The following is a 21116-nucleotide window of genomic DNA, read 5'->3' as shown; positions in this document are numbered from 1 at the left end:
AGCTCTATCGGGAGACGCCGCGGCGTTTTCTCCCGCCGACACCCAGCCCCTTGACCTTGACATGGTGTGAGGGTCTATCCGCACCGACATGATGATGCGTTTTTGCCTGTTGGCGCTGTTTGCCACCACCGCAGCCCTGGCGGCGCCGCTCAAGCTGGTCGTGGATGCGCATGACCTCGAGGTGGTGCCGGGCACGATGAGCCGGGTGGTGACGATGAACGGCAGCGTGCCGGGACCGGTGCTGCGGCTGAAGGAAGGCGAGACCGCCGAGATTTCGGTGGAGAACCGGCTGAAGGGCAAGACCTCGATCCATTGGCATGGGCTGCTGCTCGATGGCAGCCAGGATGGCTCGCCGGGGTTCAACGGCTTCGGCGGAATTCCGGGCAAGTCGAGCTTCACCTACAAGTTTCCGGTGCGGCAGAGCGGGACCTATTGGTATCATGCGCATTCGCTCGATGAGCAGGCGGGGCAATATGCGGCGCTGATCATCGACCCCGCGGGCGAAGACCCGATTGTTTCGGACCGCGAGCATGTGCTGCTGATTTCGGACCATCACGAGACGGCGCCGGGACGAATTTTCAACAATCTCAAGGCGGAATCGGATTATTACAACTGGAACAAGCGGACGCTGCCCGAGCTGGTGCGCGATGCCGGGAAGTTCGGGCTTGGGGCGACGCTGAAGGACCGGGCGAGCTGGGGGACGATGCGGATGGACCCGACCGACATTTCCGATGTGTCAGGCTATGCGCTGCTGCTCAATGGGCAGACAAGTGCGCGGGCACCCTGGCTGGAGGCGCATGCCGGCGAGCGGGTGCGGCTGCGGATCGTGAATGGCTCGGCGATGAGCTTCATCGATGTGCGGGCACCGGGGGCGGCGATGGAGATCGTGGCCGCCGATGGCCGTCGGGTGGCGCCGGTGCGGGTGGACGAATTGCGCATGGGTGTGGCCGAGACCTATGATGTGATGGTGACGCTCGCCGATGATGGCGCGGTGCCGCTGTGGATCGAGACGATGGACCGCAAGGCGAGCGTGCTGGCGAGCCTGGGGCCGCGCGCCGGCATGGCAGTGACGGCGCCCGAGGGCCGGCCGCGGCAGATCCTGCTGGCGGGCGAAATGGGGCATGGCATGGACAGGATGGCGGCGCCGGGGGGCGAGTGTTCGCCCGAGCATGCGGCGATGGGGCATTGCGTGATGGAGGGCGCTGCGGCGCCGGTCGTGGCGGACCCTGCGTGCCCGGCGGAGCATGCTGCGATGGGGCATTGCGTGCCGAAGGCGGCGGCAACACCGGCCGTGGTGGACCCGGCGTGCCCGGCGGAGCATGCCGCGATGGGGCATTGCGTGCCGAAGGCGGCGGCAGCGCCGGCCGTGGCGGACCCGGCGTGCCCGGCGGGGCATGCGGCGATGGGGCATTGCACGCCATCAGTGGTGCGGGGGGCGGTGCGCGAGGGATCGGCGGTGGTGGCGGGTGGTGACACGCCGTTTCCGCGGGTGGATTATGGCTATGGCAGCAATGCCATGGCGGGGATGGACCACGGCGAGATTGCGCGCGAGGGCGATGTGGATGGCTCGGGGCGGGTGATGGGCTGGGCGACGGGGGCGCCCCGCGGGGCCCGTGTGCTTTCGATGCGCGACCTGGTGCGCGCCGAGCCGGCGGAGGATGTGCGCGAGCCCGGCCGCGAGATCGTGCTGCGGCTGACGGGCAACATGAACCGCTATATCTGGACGCTCAACGGCAAGCGCTATGGCGAGGCCGACCCGCTGGTGCTGCAATATGGCGAGCGGGTGCGGATCACCTTCATCAACGAGACGATGATGGCGCATCCGATGCATCTGCACGGGCTGTTCTTCGAAGTGGAGAATGGCCAGAAGATGGGGCAGATGCCGCTGAAGAATGTGATCGTGGTGGCGCCGGGGCGGACGCAATCGATCGTGCTGACTGCCGATGAGCCCGGGGAATGGCCGCTGCACTGCCACCTGCTCTACCATATGGCGAGCGGGATGATGCAGAAGCTGGTGATTGCCGCTCCCGACGGCAGCCTGCCGGCCTCCACGCCGCATATCCACTGATGCGGGCGCTTGTTGTCTGTGCGGCGCTGCTGGCCGGCGCGCCGGTGGCTGCGGCCGACCCGATGCACGGCGGCCAGACCTTTCATTATGCCGAGGCCGAGCTCGATTATGCGCGGGCGGGCGGGACCGATATCTTCAATTGGGAAGGGCAGGGCTGGCTGGGGACCGACTTCGACAAGCTGTGGGTGAAGACCGAAGGCGAACGGACCGGCGGCCAGGTGGAGCAGGCCGAACTGCAGCTGTTGTGGAGCCATAATCTCGGGGGCTTCTTCGATGTGCAGGGCGGGGTGCGGGTGGATGCAGAGCCCGACCGGCGCGGCTATCTGGTGGCGGGCGTGCAGGGGCTGGCGCCGTATCTGCTCGACAGCCAGGCGCATGTGTTTGTGGGCGAACGCGGCGATGTGCATCTGCGGGTGCGGCAGCGGGCGAGCCTGCTGATCAGCAACCGGCTGATCGCGACGCCGATGGTGGAAACCGACTTCTACCTGACCGATGCCCCCGAGCGGCGGGTGGGGGCGGGGTTCTCCACGATCGAGGCGGGGGTGCAGCTGCGCTACGAGGTGCGCCGCAAGTTTGCGCCCTATGTGAGCCTGATGTTCGACCGCAAACTTGGGGAGACGGCACGGCTGGCGCGGCTGGACGGCGAGGATGTGGGGGGCTGGTCGCTGCGCTCGGGCCTGCGGGTTTGGTTCTAGACAGGTAGAAAGCCTCCGGCGGCTGGGGCCGACGGCCCCAGATCCCTTTGTTGAGGTACTCGCGCAAGCCATCGCGGGCAGTTTCGGGGTCCGGGGCCTGAGGCCTCGGCCGCCGGAGGCATTTCTTGCCGTCGGGGCGACGGGAAGACGTTCCCGCTCGCGCGAAGGCGCGCGAGTCGCCCTCCCCGCGAGGAGGAGGGAGGTTATGGTTTGGCCAGCGTGCTGAGGATGGCGCATTCGGGTTGATCGTCGCCGTGGCAGGCGGCGGCGAGGGCTTCGAGGCTGGCGCGCATGGCTTCGAGTTCGGCGACCTGGGTTTGCAGGGTGCGGGCGCGGGCGAGGGCGAGGGCCTTGACTTCGGCGCTGGCGCGCGACGGATTTTGCCAGAGGCTGATGAGACTGGCGATTTCGGGCAGGGGAAAGCCGAGATCGCGGGCGCGGCGGATGAAGCGCAGGCGATCGAGATCGGTGGCGGCATAACTGCGGTAGTTGCTCGCCTCGCGGCCGGGATTGGGGATGAGGCCGAGGGATTCGTAATGGCGGATCATGCGCGGGCTGATGCCGCTGGCGCGCGCGATCTCGCCGATCTTCATGGCCTCAGACCGCGGGCCGATCGGACCAGAGCGCCGGGAACATGCGCTTGAGCCCCTCGACCTTGGGGATGTCGTTGATGGCGATATAGGGCTGGGTGGGATTGGCGCGGAGATAATCCTGATGATGATCCTCGGCGAGATAGAAGGGCTTTTTGGCCTCGAAGGTGGTGACGATCTTGCCCCAGGTGCCGGCTTTTTCGAGCTGGGCGACATAGGCGCGGGCGAGTTTTTCCTGCTCGGGGGACTGGGGGAAGATGGCACTGCGATACTGGCTGCCGCGGTCCGGCCCCTGATAGTTGAGCTGGGTGGGATTGTGGGCGACCGAATAGAAGACGCGGAGCAGCGTGCCGTAGCTGACCTTGGCGGGATCGTATCTGATCTCGACGGCCTCGGCATGGCCGGTGAGGCCCGAGCCGATGAGCGTATAGCTCGCGGTGGCCCTGGCGCCGCCGGCATAGCCGGAGCGGACCGACTGCACGCCCTTCACGCGCTCGAACACGCCTTCGACGCCCCAGAAGCAGCCGCCGGCGAAGACGGCGGTCTTGAGAGGGCCGGCTTTCAGCGCTTCGTCCTGAGCAGGGGCGGGGGCGAGGACCATGCGCTCGGCACCGATGGCGCTGCTGCAGGCAGCGGTGGCGAGAAGGAGCGAGGCGAGGGCGATGCGCATCAGGCGGCCTTTGCGGGGGCGAATTTGAGCGAGACGCCGTTCATGCAGTAGCGCAGGCCGGTGGGCTTGGGGCCATCGTCGAAGACATGGCCGAGATGGCCGCCGCAACGCGCGCAATGGACTTCGGTGCGGACCATGAACGGGATGCTCTTGTCGGTTTCGGTGCCGACCGCACCTTTCAGCGGTTGCCAGAAGCTGGGCCAGCCGGTGCCGCTTTCGTATTTGGTGGTGCTGCTGAAAAGCGGCAGCTCGCAGCCGGCGCAAACGAAGGTGCCGGCACGCTTTTCCTTGTTGAGGGGCGAGGTGTAGGGGCGCTCGGTGCTTTCGTGGCGGAGCACCTGATAGGCATCGGGGGCGAGCTTCTTTTTCCACGCCTCGTCGGAGAGGGTGTAGCTGAACTTTGCAGCCCTGGTGTCTGCCGCGAGCGCCGGCGTGTCGGCGAAGCGGCGGATGAAGGGCAGGGCAGCGGCGGCAGCGGCCATGGCGATAAAGGTGCGGCGATGGATCATGCTTCCCTATACGCTGTGGCGGACTGAACGGTTACTGAGCGGCTTGTCGCAGCTTGCTCCAGGCTGCGGCCTGTGCCGGGGCGAGGGCCAACAGATCCCCGAGCGCCACATTGACGTCGATGAGGTGGAGGCCCCAATCGGCCTGCACCTGGCCGGCGACGATGACATCGCCGCCGATCTCGTCGGTGCGGGGATCGGCGGAATCGGCGTTGGTGATGATGCTGAGGCGCTGGGCGCCGCCTTCATCGATGCATTCGCCGGTGAGAAGGCCGGGGAGGCTGACGAAGGGCGTGGTGACGCTGGCGCCGCTGGCCCAGACCGGCACCGGGGTGCTGTTATCGACGATGCTCGGGCCGGCGGGCAGGATGGCGCGCATCATGGCCTTGCCGCCGCGCAGCGCCGCGGGGTTGGTGCAGGCGACCTTCATGCCGGGCTGGCTGGTGCGGGCGAAGCGGGCGCTGGCGGGGGGCGTGGCGGTGTTGCGGAAGGTGACCCAGCTGAGGATGCAGCCGGCCTGATCGGCGGCGGTGCAGAGTGGCATGACCTTGAAGTCGCCGCCGACGGGCTTGCCTTCAGGGACGAGGACGTTGGTGCCGGGGAGCCAGGCGGCGATGACTTGCGCGGCGGCCGGCTTGCCCTCGATTTCATTGGCGATGAGCGCCTTGAGGACGCCGCTGCCCTGGCTGTGGCCGTAGAGAATGACGCCGCGGCCCTGGTTGTCGTGCTTCATGTAATGCGCGAAGGCGGCGGCGACGTCCTGATAGGCCATGGCGCGGTCTGCCGTGGTGGCCTGGCCGGTCATTGCGTCGCGCAGGCCCTTCAATGTGACCTGGCGGTACATGGGGGCATAGGGGCGGCAGACTTGCCGCATCTGGGCGAACTGGACGCGGGCAACGTTGCGCTCGGCGGCGTCTATGACAAGATCCGAATTGGGGGTCTGGTCGGTGCTGACGGTGGGATAGACGTAGAAGCAATCGATCTGCGGCGCCATTTTGGGCGTGGGCAGGGCATCGGGGCGCGTGGTGCCGTTGGCGGCGACCGCGGTGACGGCGATGGGCACCGCACAGGCGTCGCTGCGGCCGGGGCGGCAGAGCCACGCGCTGTCGTTTGCGAAATCGGGAGCCGGTCCCTCCGCCAGCGCCGAGGTGGCGCTGGCGAGAGCGGCGATCAGGAAAAGGCGCATTTACCAGCCGCCGACGAGCTTGGGTGACACGTCATGGCCCATTTTTTCAAGCGCTTCGGCGATGGTCGCGCGGCCCGCGTCGTTTTCTGCCCAGAACATCGGGCCGCCGCGATAGACCGGCCAGCCATAGCCGTTGATCCAGACGATATCGATGTCCGACGCGCGCTGCGCCATGCCTTCATCGAGGATCTTGGCGCCTTCGTTGACCATCGGGTAGAGGCAGCGCTCGAGGATCTCCTGATCGTCGATGTCGCGGCGGTTGATGCCCTTTTCGGCGGCATAATCGAGGATGATCTGCTCGGCGACCGGCGAGGGCGTGCGGTTGCGGGCTTCGTCGTAATCGTAGAAGCCATGGCCGTTCTTCTGGCCGCGAAGGCCGGCTTCGCAGAGGCGATCGCGCACGGTTTCGCCCTTGCTGGTTTCGGCCGACCATCCGATGTCGAGCCCGGCGAGGTCGGCCATCTGGAAGGGGCCCATGGGGAAGCCGAAATCGGTGAGGACACGGTCGACGTCCGAAGGTTTCGCACCTTCGAGGATGAGCTTGTTGGCCTGCTCCTGGCGGGCGGCGAGCATGCGGTTGCCGATGAAGCCATGGCAGACGCCAGCGACGACGCTGACCTTGCCGATCTGCTTGCCGACGGCCATCGCAGTGGCGAGCAGCTGGGGGCTGGTCTTGGCGCCGCGGACGACTTCGAGAAGGCGCATGACGTTGGCGGGCGAGAAGAAGTGCATGCCGAGGACGGATTCGGGGCGCGAGGTGCTGGCTGCGATCGCGTCCACATCCAGATAGCTCGTATTGCTGGCGAGGATGGCGCCGGGCTTGGCGATCCGGTCGAGCTTGCCGAAGATGTCCTTCTTGATGTCCATATTCTCGAACACGGCTTCGATGATGAGATCGGCCTGACCCAGGTCTTCGAGCGAGAGCGACGGCGTGAGGCGGGCCATGCGGGCCTCGACTTCGTCCATGCTGAAGCGGCCCTTTTTGGCGCTGTTCTCATAGTTGCGGCGGATGGTGGCGACGCCGCGATCGAGCGCTTCCTGCTTCATTTCCACGATCGTGACCGGGATGCCTGCGGTGAGAAAATTCATGGCGATGCCGCCGCCCATGGTGCCGGCACCGATGATGCCGACCGACTTGACCGGGAGTGGCTGGGTGGCGGGATCGAGGCCTTCGATCTTGGCGGCCTGGCGCTCGGCGAAGAAGACATAGCGCTGCGCGGTGGCCTGCAGGCCCTGCATCAGCTTCATGAACTCGGTGCGCTCGACCTTCATGCCCTCGTCGAAGGGCAGGGCGACGGCGGCCTCGACGCATTTGATGTTGGCCTCGGGGGCTTCGAAGCCCTTGAAAGCCTTGGCGTTTTTGGAGCGGAAGGCGGCGAACATCGGGGCGAGGCTGTCGGCGGTGCCGCCGAGCTTGCTGTTGTCATCGCGAACGCGCTTGAGCGGGCGGCCTTCGGCGGCGATCCGCTTCGCAAAGGCCACCGCACCTTCGGTGAGATCACCTTCGATGATGTCTTCGATCAGGCCGGCGGCGAGGGCGGCCTTGGCGTTCATCTGCGCGCCGCTGGTGACCATGGCGACGGCGGCTTCGGCGCCGATGACGCGGGGCAGGCGCTGGGTGCCGCCCGCACCCGGCAGCAGGCCGAGCTTGACTTCGGGCAGGCCGAACTTGGCCTTGGCATCGGCCACGCGGTAATGGCAGCAGAGGGCGGTTTCGAGGCCGCCGCCCAGAGCCGTGCCATGGATGGCGGCAACGATGGGGACCGGGGCGCTCTCGATGGCATCGAGCACATCGTGGAGGGGCACGCCGCGCGGGGGCTTGCCGAATTCGGAAATGTCAGCGCCGGCGATGAAGGTGCGGCCGCCGCAGACGAGGACGGCGGCTTTTACGGATGGATCGGCCTTGATCGCGTCGATGGCGCCGGCCAGGCCGTCGCGGACATCGGCGCCGAGCGCGTTGACGGGCGGGCTGTCGACGCGGATGACGGCGACGCCCTCATTTGTTTCAAGACTGACAACCGAATTGATGGCCGGCATGATTTACTCCCCGATAGCGTGATTTTGCGGCACCATAGCAGGCCGGTCCGGCTTGGGGAGGCTGTTTAAACGGGCGGGGCTGCCGAATGGGCGGGTTGGGGAGACGGGCGATGCGCATCGGGATTTTGGCATTGGTGATTGCCGGACCGGCCGCGGCGCAGGCTCCCGACCTTATCCTGACGAATGCAAATATTCTGACGGTGGATGCGCGCACGCCCAGGGCCGAGGCCGTGGCGGTGCGGGGCGGGGTGATTGTCGCTGTCGGCAAGGCGGATGCCGTCGGCAAGCTGGCAGGGGCTGGGACCAAGGTGGTCGATCTTGGCGGCAGGACGATGGTGCCGGGCTTTTATGACAATCATATCCATCTGAGCGGGCCGCTGCAGCCGTGGCGCTATAGCTCGATGATCGAGGCGGTGCCCGAGTGGCTGGTGGGGGTGACGACGATCCCCGCACTTGTGGCGGCGATCAAGGCGCAGGTGGCGAAGACACCGAAGGGGGAGTGGATCGTCGGCGAGGTATCGCGCGAGGAATGGCCGAACACGGCACTGCCGAGCAAGGCGGATTTCGATGCGGTGGCGCCCGACAACCCGGTGTCGATTGCGCGCGGGCCGCACACGCTGCTGGTGAACAGTGCCGCACTTGTGGCGGCGAAGGTGACGAAGGATACCCACCCCAAGGGCGGCGAGATCGTGCGCGATGCGCGCGGCGAGCCGACCGGCAAGGTGCTGGAAGCGGCGCGGCGGGTGATCTGGGATGCGATGCCGCCCGAGAAGCTGCGCGGGGTGAGCAGCCCTGAGCAGAAGATGGCGGATTGGCGCACCCAGCTTCGGCAGCTGGTGTCGCTGGGCGTGACGACGGCCAATGTGGCGGGGCTGCGCGGCGACGACTTCAAGACGCTCGACTTCATCTATGGCGTGGTGGGTGACGAGCTGCCGCGGCTGCGCACCCAGCTTCGCGTCTATCCCGGTTACGATCGCCATGATGACCCCGAGGAGGGGGTGCGGGTGAGCATCAAGGAGATCGAGGCGATCGACCGGAACAAGGTGTTCAGCCACCCCAAGCTCAAGATGGGGGCGGTGAAGATGAGCATCGATGGCGGGATGAGCGCGCCGATCTTCTGGTCGACGAAGGAATATGAGAACCGGCCGGGCTTCACGGGCGAGCAGCGGATTCCGGACTCGGCCTTTTATCGCACGGCGAAGCGCGCGCACGAGCTGGGCTGGCAGCTCGGCATCCATGTGATGGGCGATGCGGCGGTGGTGATGACGGTGAACGAGTTCGGGCGCATTCTGGCCGAGCTGCCGAGGGCCGACCATCGCAACTATCTTCACCATGTCGCGGTGAAGCCGCCGCAGGCGACGATCGACAAGATGGCCGACCTGGGGCTGGCGGTGGCGAGCCAGCCGGGGTTTCTGCTGTCCTTGGGGTCCTATGCCGATGAGGCGCTGGAACCGGCGCGCGAGCTGACGCAGGAGCCGGCGGGATCGCTGGTGAAGCGCGGGATTCGCGTGTCTTTCGGGTCGGATGCCGGGCCTTATGGGCCGATTGCGGCGATTTATGCGGCGGTGACGCGGCGGACGTGGAACGGGACGGTGAAGGGGCTGGCCGAGGAGGGGGTGTCGGCGGCCGATGCGCTGCGGATGCACACGGCGGAATCGGCGTGGATGACCTTCGACGAAAAGACCCTGGGGTCGATCGAAGTGGGCAAGGCAGCGGACTTTGCGGTGCTGAGTGCGGACTTGCTCGGTATCGATCCCGAGCGCATCCAGGATATCAAGGTCGAGCGGACGTTCATTGCAGGCAAACAGGTTTATGACCGGACGACCGAGGTGGCTGCACGGTGATTTGGGGGGCATGATGACGACATTGGCGAGCCGGCGGGGGTTGTTGCGGGGATCGGTGGCGGTGGCAGGCGGGGCGATGTTCAGCCCGCTGCTGGCGGCCGAGGCGGGCAAGGCCGATCTGATCATCCATAACGCGAAGATCCACACGCTCGACCCGCGAATGCCGGCGGCGGCGGCGATGGCGATTGCCGGGGACCGGATCGTGGCGCTGGGGAGTGCGGCGAGCCTCGAGGGGCTGGTGGGGCCTTCGACGAAGCGCCGCGATGCCGGCAGGGCGACGATCGTGCCGGGGTTCATCGATTGCCACAACCATGCGCGCGGCGAGGTGCTTCTGTATGAAGTGCTTGTCGGCAACCCGTTCGAGGTCGAGTTCGTCACCATTGCCTCGATCATCGACAAGCTGAAGGCCAAGGCGGCGATGCTGCCGCCGGGGACCTGGGTGGAAGGCTTTTTCCACGACGATACCAAGGTGAAGGACGGGCGGCCGCTCAACCGCTTCGACCTCGACAAGGTGTCGACCCAGCATCCGGTGATCGTGCGGCACCGCGGCGGGCACACCTATTTCTACAATTCGAAGGCGCTGGAAATGGCGGGGATCAAAGCCGACACGCCCAATCCGTTCGGGGGGACGTTCGACCGGGATGCGAATGGCCTGACCGGGCGGGTGACCGACCGGGCGAGTGCGGCCTTTGCCAAGGTGGGGACGCGGCCGGTTTTCACGCCGGCGCAGATTGCCGAGCGCAGCCGGGCGGGGATGGCGCATATCTCGAAGCAGTTCGTGCGCTATGGGCTGACCGGGGTGCACCACCAGGGCGGCGACATGGCGGCGATCCAGGCGATCCGCGCGAGCGACGAACTGCTGCACCGGGTGAGCTTCGAGACGAGCGGGGCGATGCTCGATGCGATGATTGCCAATGGGCTGCGGACGGGCTTCGGCGATGAGATGGTGCGGCTGGGGGCGACGAGCGAGCACACCGTCGATGGCTCCTTCTCGGAGCGGACGATGGCGATCTCGACGCCTTATGCCGGGACCAATCCGCCCTATTATGGCAACATCACCGAAAGCCAGGAGGTGCTCGATGCCTGGGTGGAGAAGGTGCACCGTGCCGGGGTGCAGGTGAACTGCCATGCCAATGGCGATGTGCCGATCGACATGGTGCTCAATGCCTTCGAGCGGGCGCAGAAGCTCCACCCGGTGGCGGATGCGCGGCCGAAGATCACGCATTGCACGCTGGTGAACCCCGGCATTCTGAAGCGGATGAAGGCGCTCGGCGTGGTGCCGGCGCCCTTCACCTCCTATGCCTATTACAACTCCGACAAGTTCGGCTTTTACGGCGAGGCGATGATGGCCAATTGCATGGCGTTCCGCTCGTTCCTCGACAACGGCATCCGCGCCTGTGCCGGCTCGGACTTTTCGCCAGGGCCGTTCGCGCCGCTGATGGGGGTGCAGGGGATGGTGACGCGCAAGGGCTGGAACGGCGAAACCTGGGGGCTGAACCAGCGGGTGAGCGTGACCGAGGCGCTGGTGATCAACAGCCTGAACGGCGCCTATGCCTCGAAGGAAGAGGATATCAAGGGATCGCTGACGGCGGGCAAGCTGGCGGACTATGTGATGCTGGCGGAGGATCCGCTCACGGTCGATCCCGAGAAGATCAAGGATATCAGGATCATCGAGACGGTGACGGGTGGCCGGACGGTTTATGCGGCCTGAGGCGCTTGCGGGGGGGCGCGCTGCGCGGTATCCCGATGCGATGCGAGGGGATGCCGGCCTTTTCGACCTTTTGAAGCGTGCGATCGTTCCCGCGGTGTGCATGCTGATGATGGGCTATTTTCTGGTGGCGGCGATCACCGGGCCGACGGGCGTGCTCTCGTGGCGGGGATTCGAGACCGAGAAGAGCGAACTGGCCGAGGATGTGGCGGCGCGGGCGCAGGAAAAGGCGGCGCTGGAAAAACAGGTGGCGCTGCTCGACCCACGCGGGGTCGACCTCGACATGGCGGACGAACTTGTGCGGCGAAACCTGAATGTGGTTAAGCCGGACGAGGTGATTATAACCCTTCCGGATAAAACGGACGAAACTGCGACGCAGTGACCCGACATTGCTTGCGACACGCCGGGCTGCGGCGTAGCATCGCGCCAAGCAAGGAGTCGCAAGACCATGGCGCGTACACCGACGGGGAAGAGCAAGGCCGGTACTATGGAAGCGCGTGGTGGCTGGCCACGCCCCGACGAACCGCAGCGGTACAGCGCATCCAGGGACGAGTTGCTGGAATATTACCGGCAGATGGTGTTGATCCGCCGCTTCGAGGAGCGCGCCGGGCAGCTTTACGGCATGGGGATGATCGGCGGCTTCTGCCACCTGTATATCGGCCAGGAGGCCGTGGTGGTGGGGATGCAGGCAGCGCTCGAGCAAACCGATTCGGTTATCACGGGCTATCGTGACCATGGCCATATGCTGGCGGCGGGAATTCCGCCCGAGGCGGTGATGGCGGAGCTGACCGGGCGCGCGGCGGGCATCTCGAAGGGCAAGGGTGGCTCGATGCACATGTTCTCGGTGGAGCATGGCTTTTATGGCGGGCACGGGATCGTGGCGGCGCAGGTGCCTCTGGGGACCGGGCTGGCGTTTGCGCACAAGTACAAGGGCGATGGCGGCGTTGCGGTGACCTATTTCGGTGACGGGGCGGCGAACCAGGGCCAGGTGTACGAAAGCTTCAACATGGCCGAGCTCTGGAAGCTGCCGGTGATCTTCATCATCGAGAACAACCAGTATGCGATGGGCACTTCGGTGAACCGGTCGAGCTCCGAGGACCAGCTGTTCCGGCGCGGCGAGAGCTTTCGCGTGCCGGGGTTGCAGGTGGACGGGATGGACGTGCTGGCGGTGCGCGGTGCGGCGCAGACGGCGGTGGAATGGGTGCGCGCCGGCAAGGGCCCGCTGCTGCTCGAGATGAAGACGTATCGCTACCGCGGGCATTCGATGAGCGACCCGGCGAAATATCGCAGCCGCGAGGAAGTGGCGGCGGTGCGCGAGAAATCGGACCCGATCGAAGCGCTGAAGAAGGAGATCATCGACGGCGGCCATGCCGATGAGGCGGCGCTGAAGGAGATCGACAAGGCGGTGCGGGCGCAGGTGACGGGGGCGGCAGACTTTGCCGAGGAAGCGCCCGAGCCCGAGCTGAAAGAGCTTTATACCGACGTGTTGCTGGGACGTTACTGACATGGCCGAGATCAAGCTGCCCGCAATGTCTCCGACGATGGAGGAGGGGACGCTGGCCAAATGGCTGGTGAAGGTGGGCGACACCGTGAAGCCGGGCGATGTGCTCGCCGAGATCGAGACCGACAAGGCGACGATGGAGCTCGAGGCCGATGATGGCGGTGTTGTGAGCGAACTGCATGTCGAGGCCGGCGCCGAGGGCGTGAAGGTGGGGACGGTGATCGCCACCATCGCCGGCGAGGACGAGGAGCCGGCACCGGCGAAGAAACCTGTGGCTGAGAAAGCGCCGGAAAAGGCACCTGAACCCTTGAAGGGGCATGGTGACGAGAAGGCCGAGGCGACGGTGACGGAATCGCCGGTGATCAAGGCCGAGGCCCCGCAGCCGCCGGCACCCTCGGGACCGACGAAGCGGCAGACGCTGCGCGAGGCGCTGCGCGATGCGATGGCCGAGGAAATGCGGACGACGCCCGAAGTGTTCGTGATGGGCGAGGAGGTGGCCGAGTACCAGGGCGCCTACAAGGTGACGCAGGGGCTGCTCGAAGAGTTCGGGGCGCAGCGCGTTGTCGATACGCCGATCACCGAATATGGGTTTGCCGGGCTCGGCGCCGGGGCGGCGATGGGTGGGCTGAAGCCGATCGTCGAGTTCATGACCTTCAACTTCGCGATGCAGGCCATCGACCATATCATCAACTCGGCTGCCAAGACGCTCTACATGAGCGGCGGCCAGATGCGCTGCCCGATCGTGTTCCGCGGGCCGAACGGGGCGGCGAGCCGGGTGGCGGCACAGCACAGCCAGAATTTCGGACCCTGGTATGCCAGCGTGCCGGGGCTGATCGTGATCGCGCCCTATTCGGCGGCCGATGCGAAGGGGTTGCTGAAGAGCGCCATCCGCTCGCCCGATCCGGTGGTGTTTCTGGAGAATGAGCTGCTTTACGGGCAGAGCTTCGATGTGCCCGAGGGCGATGATGTCGTGGTGCCGATCGGCAAGGCGAGCGTGGTGCGTTCGGGTGCGGATGTGACGCTGGTGAGCTATTCGATCGGCGTCGGCGTGGCGCTGGAGGCGGCGGCAGAGCTTGCGAAGGACGGCATCGAGGCCGAGGTGGTCGATCTGCGGACGCTGCGGCCGCTCGACACGGCGACGGTGCTGGCGTCGCTTGCGAAAACGCACCGGATGGTGGTGGTGGAGGAGGGCTGGCCGGTGTGCTCGATCTCTTCCGAAATCATGGCGGTGGCGATGGAGCAGGGGTTCGATGACCTTGATGCGCCGGTGCTGCGGGTGACGAACGTCGATGTGCCGCTGCCCTATGCGGCGAATCTGGAGAAGGCGGCGTTGCTCAAGGCGGCCGATGTGGTGGCTGCGGCGAAGAAGGTTTGTTACCGATGATCGGCGCTGCTGCGAATGTTCATGCCTTTGTTGTCCGTGGGAAGAATGAGGGCATGCTGTTGTTCCCACACAAACATAGTGATGGGAAATTCGTTGTTTCGGCGACAAGGTTTGAAATTGACTATATTCGCGTTGATGAAGCGGGGATAGTTCCTGCTCTCGAACGTGGTCTAAAGTTGCGGATGTCAAACCCTCAGGCAGGCCTGTCAGCCGCGAGTTTGGTCCGCCCGTCTGCCATTTATCGACCTGTATTGGCATCGTAGGAAGCTTTCATGGCCATTGATATCACGATGCCGGCGCTCTCGCCGACGATGGAATCGGGGACGCTGGCGAAGTGGCTGGTGGGGCCGGGGGACCGGGTGAAATCGGGCGACTTGCTGTGCGAGATCGAGACCGACAAGGCGACGATGGAGTTCGAGGCGATCGATGAGGGTGAGGTTGTCGAGCTTGTCGTGGCGGAGGGCGCCGAGGAGGTGAAGGTTGGGGCTGTCATCCTGCGGTTGAAGGGCGAGGATGAAGGGGAAGGGCCGGCGCCGGTGAAGGCTGAATCGAAGCCTGAGGCGAAGTCTGAGCCCGTGACTGAGGCGGAAGCGCCCCCTCACCCCGCTACGCCTGCGGCGGAGTCGCCCCCGGCCTCCGCCGGGGCAGGCCTTCCCGCGAGGGGAGAGGGAAACAGGATTATTGCGTCGCCGTTGGCGAAGCGGGTGGCGGCGGCGAAGGGGGTCGATCTGGGGTCGATTTCCGGGTCGGGACCGAAGGGCCGGATCGTGCTGGCGGATGTGGAGGCGGCGGGGGCTGCGCCTGCCAAGGCCGAGGCTGCGCCTGTGAAGGCTGAGGCTGCCGCGGCTGCGCCGGCACCAGCGCCGGCTGCGAAGGTGGAGGCATTCGTCTCCGACATTCCGCACAGCATCGAAAAGCTCGGCAATGTGCGCAAGGTGATTGCGCGGCGGCTGACCGAGGCCAAGGCAACGATCCCGCATATCTATCTGACGCTTGATGTGCGGCTCGATGCGCTGCTGAAGCTGCGCGGCGAGCTCAATGCGGCGCTGGAAGGCCGCGGGATCAAGCTTTCGGTCAACGACATGGTGATCAAGGCACTGGCGCTCGGGCTGCGGCAGGTGCCGAAGTGCAATGTGAGCTTTGCCGCGGAAAACCTTGTTTCCTATGACCGCGCCGATATTTCGGTTGCGGTGGCGGCACCCTCGGGGCTGATCACGCCGATCATCGTCGGGGCCGATGCCAAGCCGATGTCGGTGATCGCTTCCGAGATGAAGGTGCTGGCCGAGAAGGCGCGGGCGGGCAAGCTGCAGCCGCATGAATATCAGGGCGGCACTGCTTCGCTTTCCAACCTCGGCATGTTCGGCATCAAGGCGTTCGATGCGGTGATCAACCCGCCGCAGGGAATGATCCTGGCGGTGGGTGCGGGCGAGAAGCGCGCGGTCGTCGAGGGCGATGCGGTGGTGGTGGCGACGGTGATGAGCATCACCGGCAGCTTCGACCATCGCGCGATCGATGGCGCCGATGGGGCGGAGTTGATGCAGGCGGTGAAGGCGCTGATCGAGAAGCCGCTGGGGCTGGTGGCGTGACTTTTCCCTCTCCCCTTGTGGGAGAGGGCGACTCGGCGCCAGCCGAGCGGGGTGAGGGGGTGCGGAACCTTCTCGCTAATGCTCGGACGATGCGGCGGGAGCCGACCGAGGCGGAGCGTCGGCTCTGGGCGTTGCTGCGCGAACGGAGGTTCTCTGCGCACAAGTTTCGGCGGCAGATTTTGATGCGGCGGCGTGAGGTCGAGGATCGGCTGTTTGCGGCGCTTGGAGACCCCTCACCCCGCTCGCCCTTGGCGAGTCGCCCTCTCCCGCAAGGGGAGAGGGAAGAAAGTGATGCAAATGGCTGAATCGTTTGATCTTGTGATTTTGGGGTCGGGGCCTGGGGGCTATGTTGCGGCCATTCGGGCGTCGCAGCTTAGGATGAAGGTGGCGATTGTCGAGCGCGAGAAACTGGGGGGGATTTGCCTCAATTGGGGGTGTATTCCGACCAAGGCGCTGCTGCGGTCTTCGGAGATCTACCATTATATCACCCATGCCTCGGCCTATGGGCTGAGCGTGGAGAAGCCGTCGTTCGATCTCGCGAAGGTGACCGAGCGGAGCCGCAAGGTGGCGGGGCAGCTCAATTCGGGCGTCAAGGGATTGATGAAGAAGAACAAGGTGACCGTAGTCGAGGGCAATGGCGTGCTCACCGGGGCGACGCAGATCACCGTGGACGGCAGCCGCGTGCTCGATGGCAGACACGTGATCGTGGCGACGGGGGCGCGGGCCCGCGATCTGCCGGGGGTGAAGGCCGATGGGGACCGGGTGTGGACCTATCGGCATGCCATGGTGCCGCCGGCGATGCCGACGAAACTGCTGGTGATCGGCTCGGGCGCCATCGGGATCGAATTCGCCAGCTTCTATTCGGACACGGGAGCGGAGGTGACGGTCGTCGAGATGCTCGACCGGATATTGCCGGTGGAGGATGCCGATGTGTCCGCCTTCATGGAAAAGGCGCTTGCGAAGCAGGGGATGCGCATTCTTACGGGTGCCAAGGTTTCCGATGTAACGCCTGGAAAGGACGGGGTTTCGGCGACGATCACCGGCAAGGATGGCAAGCCGGAAACCTTGCAGTACAGTCATGTGATCGTGGCGATCGGGATTGTGCCGAATACGGAAGGTATCGGGCTGGAAGCGCTCGGGGTGGCGACTGACCGCGGGCATATCGTCAACGATGGCTATGGGCGCACCAATGTGGAGGGGCTTTGGGCGATCGGCGATGTGGCCGGCGCTCCGTGGCTGGCGCACAAGGCGAGCCATGAGGGCATCATCGCGGTGGAGACGATTGCGGGTCAGCATGTCCACCCGATGGACAAGGCCGGGATTCCCGGCTGTACCTATTCGCGGCCGCAGGTGGCGAGCGTGGGCATGACCGAGGCGCTGGCGATCGAGGCCGGGCATGAGGTGAAGGTGGGGAAGTTCCCGTTCATCGGCAATGGCAAGGCGATTGCGCTGGGCGAGGCGGAAGGCTTTGTGAAGACGGTGTTCGATGCCGGGACCGGCGCGCTGCTGGGTGCACACATGGTGGGGGCGGAGGTGACCGAGCTGATACAGGGATATGTTATTGCTCGCCAATTGGAGACAACCGAGGCAGAGTTGATGCACACGGTTTTCCCGCATCCGACGTTGAGCGAGATGATGCATGAGAGTGTTCTGGATGCCTATGGCCGGGCGCTGCATTATTAGCCTGGGACTGGCCGTGCCGGTGCTGGCGGTGGAGCCGCCGCCGCTGGCGATCCCGAAATCGCTCAGTGCGCTGTGCCCCAAGGCGAAGCCGGGGGAGATTGTGGTGTGCGCCGACCAGGAGCCCGCACCTTCGCCCTACCGGGCGCCGATTAAGCCGGGGCCGGTGGTGGGCAGCCGCAATTCGGTGAGCGTGAGCCGTGAGCGCAATGCGCTGGTGGAGATGGGCATGGATGGCGGTGGCGGAAGCTGTTCCAGAGCCGGCGCCATGGCCATGTATGGCTGCGGCTTTCGCGAGCACAAGCGTTGGGTGGAGCAGCGAGCCAATGCCAAGGACAGCCGCGGCTACATCTTCGAGGGCACCGACAAGTAGCAGCCGGGCTCAGGGTTGGGCGATGATGGTGGCGGCACTGGTGATGATGAGCAGATCGTGACTGGCTTCCAGCGGCGCCAGGGCGCCGAGAAGCGCTTCGGCCCTGGGTGCAGGGAGGACGGCAACGAAAAGCTGCTTGGCAGTGGTGCCGGTCACTTCGTCGCGGCGCCAACGGCCGTGTTCGCCCAAGCCCCCCAGCGTTGGCAGCACCATGTGGCGGGTGACGCCGGCGGCTTCGGCAAGCGCGGTAATGCGCGGCATCAGCGGCCCATCGACAAGCACTTCAATGCGGATGTGGGGCATGGGTCGTCCTCTTGTCAGGCCAGCATGAGCGCGAAGTTGGTGTATAGCGCGATGCCGATGATGATGTTGAACGGGAAGGTGATACCGAGGCTCATCGTGAGATAGCGGCCGGGATCTGCTTGCGGGAGCGCCATGCGCATGGCGGCGGGCACGGCGATATAGGAGGCGGATGCGGCGAGGATGCCGAACTCGGCCGCCGTGCCGGGGCCGAATCCGAGGGCGGTGCCGAGCAGCACGCCCAGCGCGCCGTTGATGAGCGGCAAGGCGATTCCGAGCGCTACAAGGGCGGGGGTGAGCAGCCGGGCATCGATGAGGCGGCGGGCGGCGACAAGGCCCATATCGAGCAGGAACAGGCAAAGGGCGCCTTTGAACAGCCCGTCGAACAGCGGTGCCACGGGTGCGAAGCCGGCCTCGCCGATGACCATGCCGATGGCGAAGCTGCCGGCGAGCAGCACCACAGAGCCATTGGCGAGGACTTCGCGCAGCAAGTCGCCCAGCGGTGCGCCCCCAGCCTGTGCATTGCCGCCGCCGCGTGCCAGCAGCAGCGCCGAGATGATGGCCGGGGTTTCCATGATGGCGAGCACCGCGACCATATAGCCCGCCGGTGCCAGCCCGCGGCCGATGAGGATATCATGGCCGGTGACAAAGGTGACGACGCTGACCGATCCGTAATGCGCGGCGACGGCGGCGGCGTTGATCCGGTCGAGCCCGCCGAGGTGGCGGAGGGCCAGGAACGCGGGAATGGGGAGCAGCGCGCTGAGCGACAGGCCGCCGAGGGCCGCCAGTCCGATTCCGGAAGACAGGCCGGCGTGCGCCACTTCGACGCCGCCGCGCAGGCCGATCGACATCATCAGGAAGATCGACAGCCCCTTGGCGATGGCCTCGGGGACCGCGAGATCGGACCGGGCAAAGGCGGCCAGTGCGCCAAGCAGGAAGAACAGCACGGCAGGATTGCCGAGTGCAGCAAGCGACTGGTCCAATTGCAGGCCCCCTTGAAAGCTGGCGCGTCATAATCGGCGAGCGGCAATGATACAAGATATTGCTGATCTGCGGCATTCGGACGGGCGGCGCGCCATTGGCAGGGCGGTGCCAAGGGTCTATCTGGAGGCGATGAGCGAGATACTGAATCTTTCCGACCCGGCTCCTGTCACGCCGGCACGGGCGCGAAAGCCCGACTGGTTGCGAGTGAAGGCGCCGACGAGCCTGGCGTTCAGCGAGACGCGGGCGCTGATGCGGCGGCTGAAGCTCAACACCGTGTGCGAGGAGGCGGCGTGCCCCAACATCGGCGAGTGCTGGAGCCAGAAGCATGCGACGGTGATGATCCTGGGCGAGACCTGCACGCGGGCCTGCGCCTTCTGCAATGTGAAGACGGGGATGCCGGGGCCGGTGGACATGAGCGAGCCGGCGCATCTTGCCGAGGCCGCGGTGGCGCTCGGGCTGGAGCATATCGTCATCACTTCGGTGGACCGCGATGACCTGCCCGATGGCGGGGCGGGGCATTTCGTGCGGGTGATCGAAGCAATCCGCGCGGCGGCACCGGCGACGACGATCGAGATTCTCACGCCCGATTTCCGCAACAAGGCCGAGCGGGCGGTGCAGATGATCGTCGAGGCCGGGCCGGATGTTTACAACCATAATCTGGAGACGGTGCCGCGGCTTTATCCGACGATCCGGCCGGGGGCGCGCTATTATCATTCGCTGCGGTTGCTCGACCGGGTAAAGGCGCTTTCCCCGCGCATCTTCACCAAGTCCGGCGTGATGGTGGGGCTGGGCGAGACGGGGCAGGAATTGCACCAGGTGTGGGATGACATGCGCTCGGCCGGAGTCGATTTCCTGACGGTGGGCCAGTATTTGCAGCCAACCCCGCGCCATGCCAAGGTGATGGAATTCGTGACGCCGCAGACCTTCCAGGCCTATGCCTCGGTGGCGCGGTCGAAGGGCTTCTTGCAGGTGGCGGCGTCGCCGCTGACGCGGTCGAGCTACCATGCCGGGCGGGACTTTGCCGAGATGCAGGCGAAGCGCCATGCCGAAGCGGGCGGATCAGGGGCTCGCGGGTAAATGCCGCGCCATTCGGAAACGCGGTTTCTGCCGTTCTCGGCCACGCAGATGTTCGAACTGGTGGCGGATATCGAGCGCTATCCGCAATTCTTGCCCTGGGTGCAGGCGCTGCGGGTGAAGAGCCAGGAAGACGATCTGGTGACTGCCGACATGGTGGTGGGGTTCAAGATGGTGCGCGAGCGTTTCACCAGCCGGGTGACGCTGGCGCGGCCCGTCCGGATTTCGGTGGAGTATATTTCGGGGCCGCTGAAGTATCTCAAGAACGACTGGACCTTCCGCGATGTGGCGGGGGGGTGCGAGATCGATTTCCTCGTCGATTTCGAGTTTCAGAACCGCATGTTCGAGCGGCTGGCGGGGATGTTCTTCGGCGAGGCGCTGCGGCGGATGGTGGGGGCCTTCGAGACGCGGGCGTTTGCGCTTTACGGCAAGACCGGCTCGGGCATCAGCAGCTCAAGCGCGACGAGTGCGGCCTGACGGCGGATTTCGCTGCGGCCGAGATCGCCGAATTGCTTGACATCGGCGACCATCTCGCCGGGATTGGCGCCGCGCTCGGCGCGGGCGAACACCACCGTGCCCACCGGCTTCTTGGCGGTGCCGCCGCCGGGGCCGGCGATTCCGGTGACGGCGACTGCGACATCGGCTTGGCTGTGTCCGAGGGCACCCTGTGCCATCGCCCAGGCGGTGGCGATGGAGACGGCGCCGAAGGTGGCGATGATGTCTTCCCCCACGCCGAGCGACTCCTGCTTGGCGGCGTTGGAATAGGTGACGAAGCCGCGCTCGAACACGTCCGAAGCGCCGGCGATTTCGGTGAGGGCGGCGGCGACGAGGCCGCCGGTGCAGCTTTCGGCGACCGCGATGCAGCGGCCGGCGGCGCGGTTGGCATCGAGCACGCGGGCGGCGGCGGCGAGAAGCTCGGGGTCCATGGCC

The 21116-nt window shown here is 66.0% G+C and carries 22 protein-coding genes; 14 read left to right on the top strand and 8 right to left on the bottom strand.

Annotated features, from left to right (window positions below):
* Positions 1-88: 88 nt before the first annotated feature.
* Positions 89-2068 carry a multicopper oxidase domain-containing protein gene (locus FHS79_RS01095; protein ID WP_184194017.1) on the top strand — a complete coding sequence of 660 codons (1980 nt, stop codon included), beginning with the start codon at positions 89-91 and terminating at the stop codon, positions 2066-2068.
* Positions 2068-2763, top strand: coding sequence for a copper resistance protein B (locus tag FHS79_RS01090; RefSeq protein WP_184194015.1), 696 nt, complete (start codon positions 2068-2070; stop codon positions 2761-2763). The genes FHS79_RS01095 and FHS79_RS01090 overlap by 1 nt, the downstream gene beginning before the upstream one ends.
* A gap of 203 nt (positions 2764-2966) precedes the next feature.
* Here the strand turns inward: FHS79_RS01090 and FHS79_RS01085 are convergent, their stop codons facing one another.
* From FHS79_RS01085 to FHS79_RS01065, 5 genes are read right to left on the bottom strand one after another with little or no spacing between them, the layout of a single operon-like run.
* A complete protein-coding gene (locus tag FHS79_RS01085) occupies positions 2967-3356 on the bottom strand; it encodes a MerR family DNA-binding protein (protein ID WP_184194012.1) in 390 nt (129 codons plus the stop codon).
* A 4-nt stretch (positions 3357-3360) separates the two neighbouring features.
* Positions 3361-4023, bottom strand: a complete 663-nt coding sequence (msrA, locus tag FHS79_RS01080) for a peptide-methionine (S)-S-oxide reductase MsrA (protein WP_184194009.1) — start codon at positions 4021-4023, stop codon at positions 3361-3363.
* The gene (msrB, locus tag FHS79_RS01075; protein ID WP_184194006.1) at positions 4023-4532 is read right to left on the bottom strand and encodes a peptide-methionine (R)-S-oxide reductase MsrB; all 510 of its coding nucleotides are present in this window, start codon (positions 4530-4532) and stop codon (positions 4023-4025) included. The genes msrA and msrB overlap by 1 nt, the downstream gene beginning before the upstream one ends.
* Positions 4533-4563: 31 nt before the next feature.
* The gene (locus tag FHS79_RS01070; RefSeq protein ID WP_184194003.1) at positions 4564-5715 is read right to left on the bottom strand and encodes a DUF3089 domain-containing protein; all 1152 of its coding nucleotides are present in this window, start codon (positions 5713-5715) and stop codon (positions 4564-4566) included.
* Positions 5716-7752 carry a 3-hydroxyacyl-CoA dehydrogenase NAD-binding domain-containing protein gene (locus tag FHS79_RS01065; protein WP_184194000.1) on the bottom strand — a complete coding sequence of 679 codons (2037 nt, stop codon included), beginning with the start codon at positions 7750-7752 and terminating at the stop codon, positions 5716-5718.
* A 110-nt stretch (positions 7753-7862) separates the two neighbouring features.
* Here FHS79_RS01065 and FHS79_RS01060 point away from each other — a divergent pair, with 110 nt between their 5' ends.
* The 10 genes from FHS79_RS01060 (at position 7863) to FHS79_RS01020 (ending at position 17828) form a co-directional block, all read left to right on the top strand.
* Complete coding sequence (locus FHS79_RS01060) at positions 7863-9596, top strand: amidohydrolase (protein WP_184193997.1); 1734 nt, start codon at positions 7863-7865, stop codon at positions 9594-9596.
* Between the two features lie 13 nt (positions 9597-9609).
* Complete coding sequence (locus tag FHS79_RS01055; RefSeq protein ID WP_184193994.1) at positions 9610-11307, top strand: amidohydrolase; 1698 nt, start codon at positions 9610-9612, stop codon at positions 11305-11307.
* A 40-nt stretch (positions 11308-11347) separates the two neighbouring features.
* Entirely contained in the window at positions 11348-11686 is a 339-nt protein-coding gene (locus tag FHS79_RS01050; protein WP_184193991.1) for an FtsB family cell division protein, read from the top strand.
* Between the two features lie 105 nt (positions 11687-11791).
* Positions 11792-12808 (top strand): pyruvate dehydrogenase (acetyl-transferring) E1 component subunit alpha, encoded by a 1017-nt coding sequence (pdhA, locus tag FHS79_RS01045; protein WP_243452563.1) that lies wholly within the window; start codon positions 11792-11794, stop codon positions 12806-12808.
* Position 12809: 1 nt separating this feature from the next.
* A complete protein-coding gene (locus tag FHS79_RS01040; protein WP_184193986.1) occupies positions 12810-14189 on the top strand; it encodes a pyruvate dehydrogenase complex E1 component subunit beta in 1380 nt (459 codons plus the stop codon).
* Positions 14186-14452: a hypothetical protein gene (locus FHS79_RS18495; protein ID WP_207792167.1), complete on the top strand. Its 267-nt coding sequence runs from the start codon at positions 14186-14188 to the stop codon at positions 14450-14452. Before FHS79_RS01040 ends, FHS79_RS18495 begins: the two co-directional genes overlap by 4 nt.
* Before the next feature lie 9 nt (positions 14453-14461).
* On the top strand, positions 14462-15775 hold the full coding sequence (locus tag FHS79_RS01035; RefSeq protein WP_184193983.1) for a pyruvate dehydrogenase complex dihydrolipoamide acetyltransferase: 1314 nt from the start codon (positions 14462-14464) through the stop codon (positions 15773-15775).
* Positions 15772-16080 carry a DUF559 domain-containing protein gene (locus tag FHS79_RS19090; protein ID WP_308430121.1) on the top strand — a complete coding sequence of 103 codons (309 nt, stop codon included), beginning with the start codon at positions 15772-15774 and terminating at the stop codon, positions 16078-16080. Before FHS79_RS01035 ends, FHS79_RS19090 begins: the two co-directional genes overlap by 4 nt.
* Positions 16073-17458, top strand: a complete 1386-nt coding sequence (gene lpdA, locus FHS79_RS01025) for a dihydrolipoyl dehydrogenase (protein WP_184193977.1) — start codon at positions 16073-16075, stop codon at positions 17456-17458. Before FHS79_RS19090 ends, lpdA begins: the two co-directional genes overlap by 8 nt.
* Entirely contained in the window at positions 17436-17828 is a 393-nt protein-coding gene (locus FHS79_RS01020; RefSeq protein WP_184193974.1) for a hypothetical protein, read from the top strand. The genes lpdA and FHS79_RS01020 overlap by 23 nt, the downstream gene beginning before the upstream one ends.
* A gap of 9 nt (positions 17829-17837) precedes the next feature.
* On the opposite strand, the gene FHS79_RS01015 is transcribed toward FHS79_RS01020, so the two are convergent.
* Positions 17838-18131, bottom strand: coding sequence for a hypothetical protein (locus FHS79_RS01015; protein ID WP_184193971.1), 294 nt, complete (start codon positions 18129-18131; stop codon positions 17838-17840).
* A gap of 14 nt (positions 18132-18145) precedes the next feature.
* Complete coding sequence (locus FHS79_RS01010; RefSeq protein ID WP_184193968.1) at positions 18146-19111, bottom strand: sodium-dependent bicarbonate transport family permease; 966 nt, start codon at positions 19109-19111, stop codon at positions 18146-18148.
* A 130-nt stretch (positions 19112-19241) separates the two neighbouring features.
* On the opposite strand from FHS79_RS01010, the gene lipA reads away from it, so the two are divergent.
* A complete protein-coding gene (gene lipA / locus FHS79_RS01005; protein ID WP_184194111.1) occupies positions 19242-20189 on the top strand; it encodes a lipoyl synthase in 948 nt (315 codons plus the stop codon).
* Entirely contained in the window at positions 20190-20663 is a 474-nt protein-coding gene (locus tag FHS79_RS01000; RefSeq protein WP_184193965.1) for a type II toxin-antitoxin system RatA family toxin, read from the top strand. It begins immediately after the preceding gene.
* Here the strand turns inward: FHS79_RS01000 and FHS79_RS00995 are convergent.
* Positions 20609-21112, bottom strand: a complete 504-nt coding sequence (locus FHS79_RS00995) for a CinA family protein (protein ID WP_184193962.1) — start codon at positions 21110-21112, stop codon at positions 20609-20611. The two genes, FHS79_RS01000 and FHS79_RS00995, sit on opposite strands and share 55 nt — an antisense overlap.
* Between the last annotated feature and the right edge of the window lie 4 nt (positions 21113-21116).

The sequence above is a fragment of the Polymorphobacter multimanifer genome, assembly GCF_014205635.1.
GTDB classification, from domain to species: domain Bacteria; phylum Pseudomonadota; class Alphaproteobacteria; order Sphingomonadales; family Sphingomonadaceae; genus Sandarakinorhabdus; species Sandarakinorhabdus multimanifer.
The sequence above is the reverse complement of the archived record's forward strand: the minus strand, read 5'-3'. Positions and strand labels throughout refer to the sequence as shown.

Excerpts from the sequence above, each read along its gene's own strand:
- FHS79_RS01095 (WP_184194017.1), top strand. The coding sequence starts at position 89 with ATGATGATGCGTTTTTGCCTGTTGGCGCTGTTTGCCACCACCGCAGCC.
- FHS79_RS01090 (WP_184194015.1), top strand. The coding sequence starts at position 2,068 with ATGCGGGCGCTTGTTGTCTGTGCGGCGCTGCTGGCCGGCGCGCCGGTG.
- FHS79_RS01085 (WP_184194012.1), bottom strand. The coding sequence starts at position 3,356 with ATGAAGATCGGCGAGATCGCGCGCGCCAGCGGCATCAGCCCGCGCATG.
- msrA (WP_184194009.1), bottom strand. The coding sequence starts at position 4,023 with ATGCGCATCGCCCTCGCCTCGCTCCTTCTCGCCACCGCTGCCTGCAGC.
- msrB (WP_184194006.1), bottom strand. The coding sequence starts at position 4,532 with ATGATCCATCGCCGCACCTTTATCGCCATGGCCGCTGCCGCCGCTGCC.
- FHS79_RS01070 (WP_184194003.1), bottom strand. The coding sequence starts at position 5,715 with ATGCGCCTTTTCCTGATCGCCGCTCTCGCCAGCGCCACCTCGGCGCTG.
- FHS79_RS01065 (WP_184194000.1), bottom strand. The coding sequence starts at position 7,752 with ATGCCGGCCATCAATTCGGTTGTCAGTCTTGAAACAAATGAGGGCGTC.
- FHS79_RS01060 (WP_184193997.1), top strand. The coding sequence starts at position 7,863 with ATGCGCATCGGGATTTTGGCATTGGTGATTGCCGGACCGGCCGCGGCG.
- FHS79_RS01055 (WP_184193994.1), top strand. The coding sequence starts at position 9,610 with ATGACGACATTGGCGAGCCGGCGGGGGTTGTTGCGGGGATCGGTGGCG.
- FHS79_RS01050 (WP_184193991.1), top strand. The coding sequence starts at position 11,348 with ATGCGAGGGGATGCCGGCCTTTTCGACCTTTTGAAGCGTGCGATCGTT.
- pdhA (WP_243452563.1), top strand. The coding sequence starts at position 11,792 with ATGGAAGCGCGTGGTGGCTGGCCACGCCCCGACGAACCGCAGCGGTAC.
- FHS79_RS01040 (WP_184193986.1), top strand. The coding sequence starts at position 12,810 with ATGGCCGAGATCAAGCTGCCCGCAATGTCTCCGACGATGGAGGAGGGG.
- FHS79_RS18495 (WP_207792167.1), top strand. The coding sequence starts at position 14,186 with ATGATCGGCGCTGCTGCGAATGTTCATGCCTTTGTTGTCCGTGGGAAG.
- FHS79_RS01035 (WP_184193983.1), top strand. The coding sequence starts at position 14,462 with ATGGCCATTGATATCACGATGCCGGCGCTCTCGCCGACGATGGAATCG.
- lpdA (WP_184193977.1), top strand. The coding sequence starts at position 16,073 with ATGGCTGAATCGTTTGATCTTGTGATTTTGGGGTCGGGGCCTGGGGGC.
- FHS79_RS01020 (WP_184193974.1), top strand. The coding sequence starts at position 17,436 with ATGGCCGGGCGCTGCATTATTAGCCTGGGACTGGCCGTGCCGGTGCTG.
- FHS79_RS01015 (WP_184193971.1), bottom strand. The coding sequence starts at position 18,131 with ATGCCCCACATCCGCATTGAAGTGCTTGTCGATGGGCCGCTGATGCCG.
- lipA (WP_184194111.1), top strand. The coding sequence starts at position 19,242 with ATGAGCGAGATACTGAATCTTTCCGACCCGGCTCCTGTCACGCCGGCA.
- FHS79_RS01000 (WP_184193965.1), top strand. The coding sequence starts at position 20,190 with ATGCCGCGCCATTCGGAAACGCGGTTTCTGCCGTTCTCGGCCACGCAG.
- FHS79_RS00995 (WP_184193962.1), bottom strand. The coding sequence starts at position 21,112 with ATGGACCCCGAGCTTCTCGCCGCCGCCGCCCGCGTGCTCGATGCCAAC.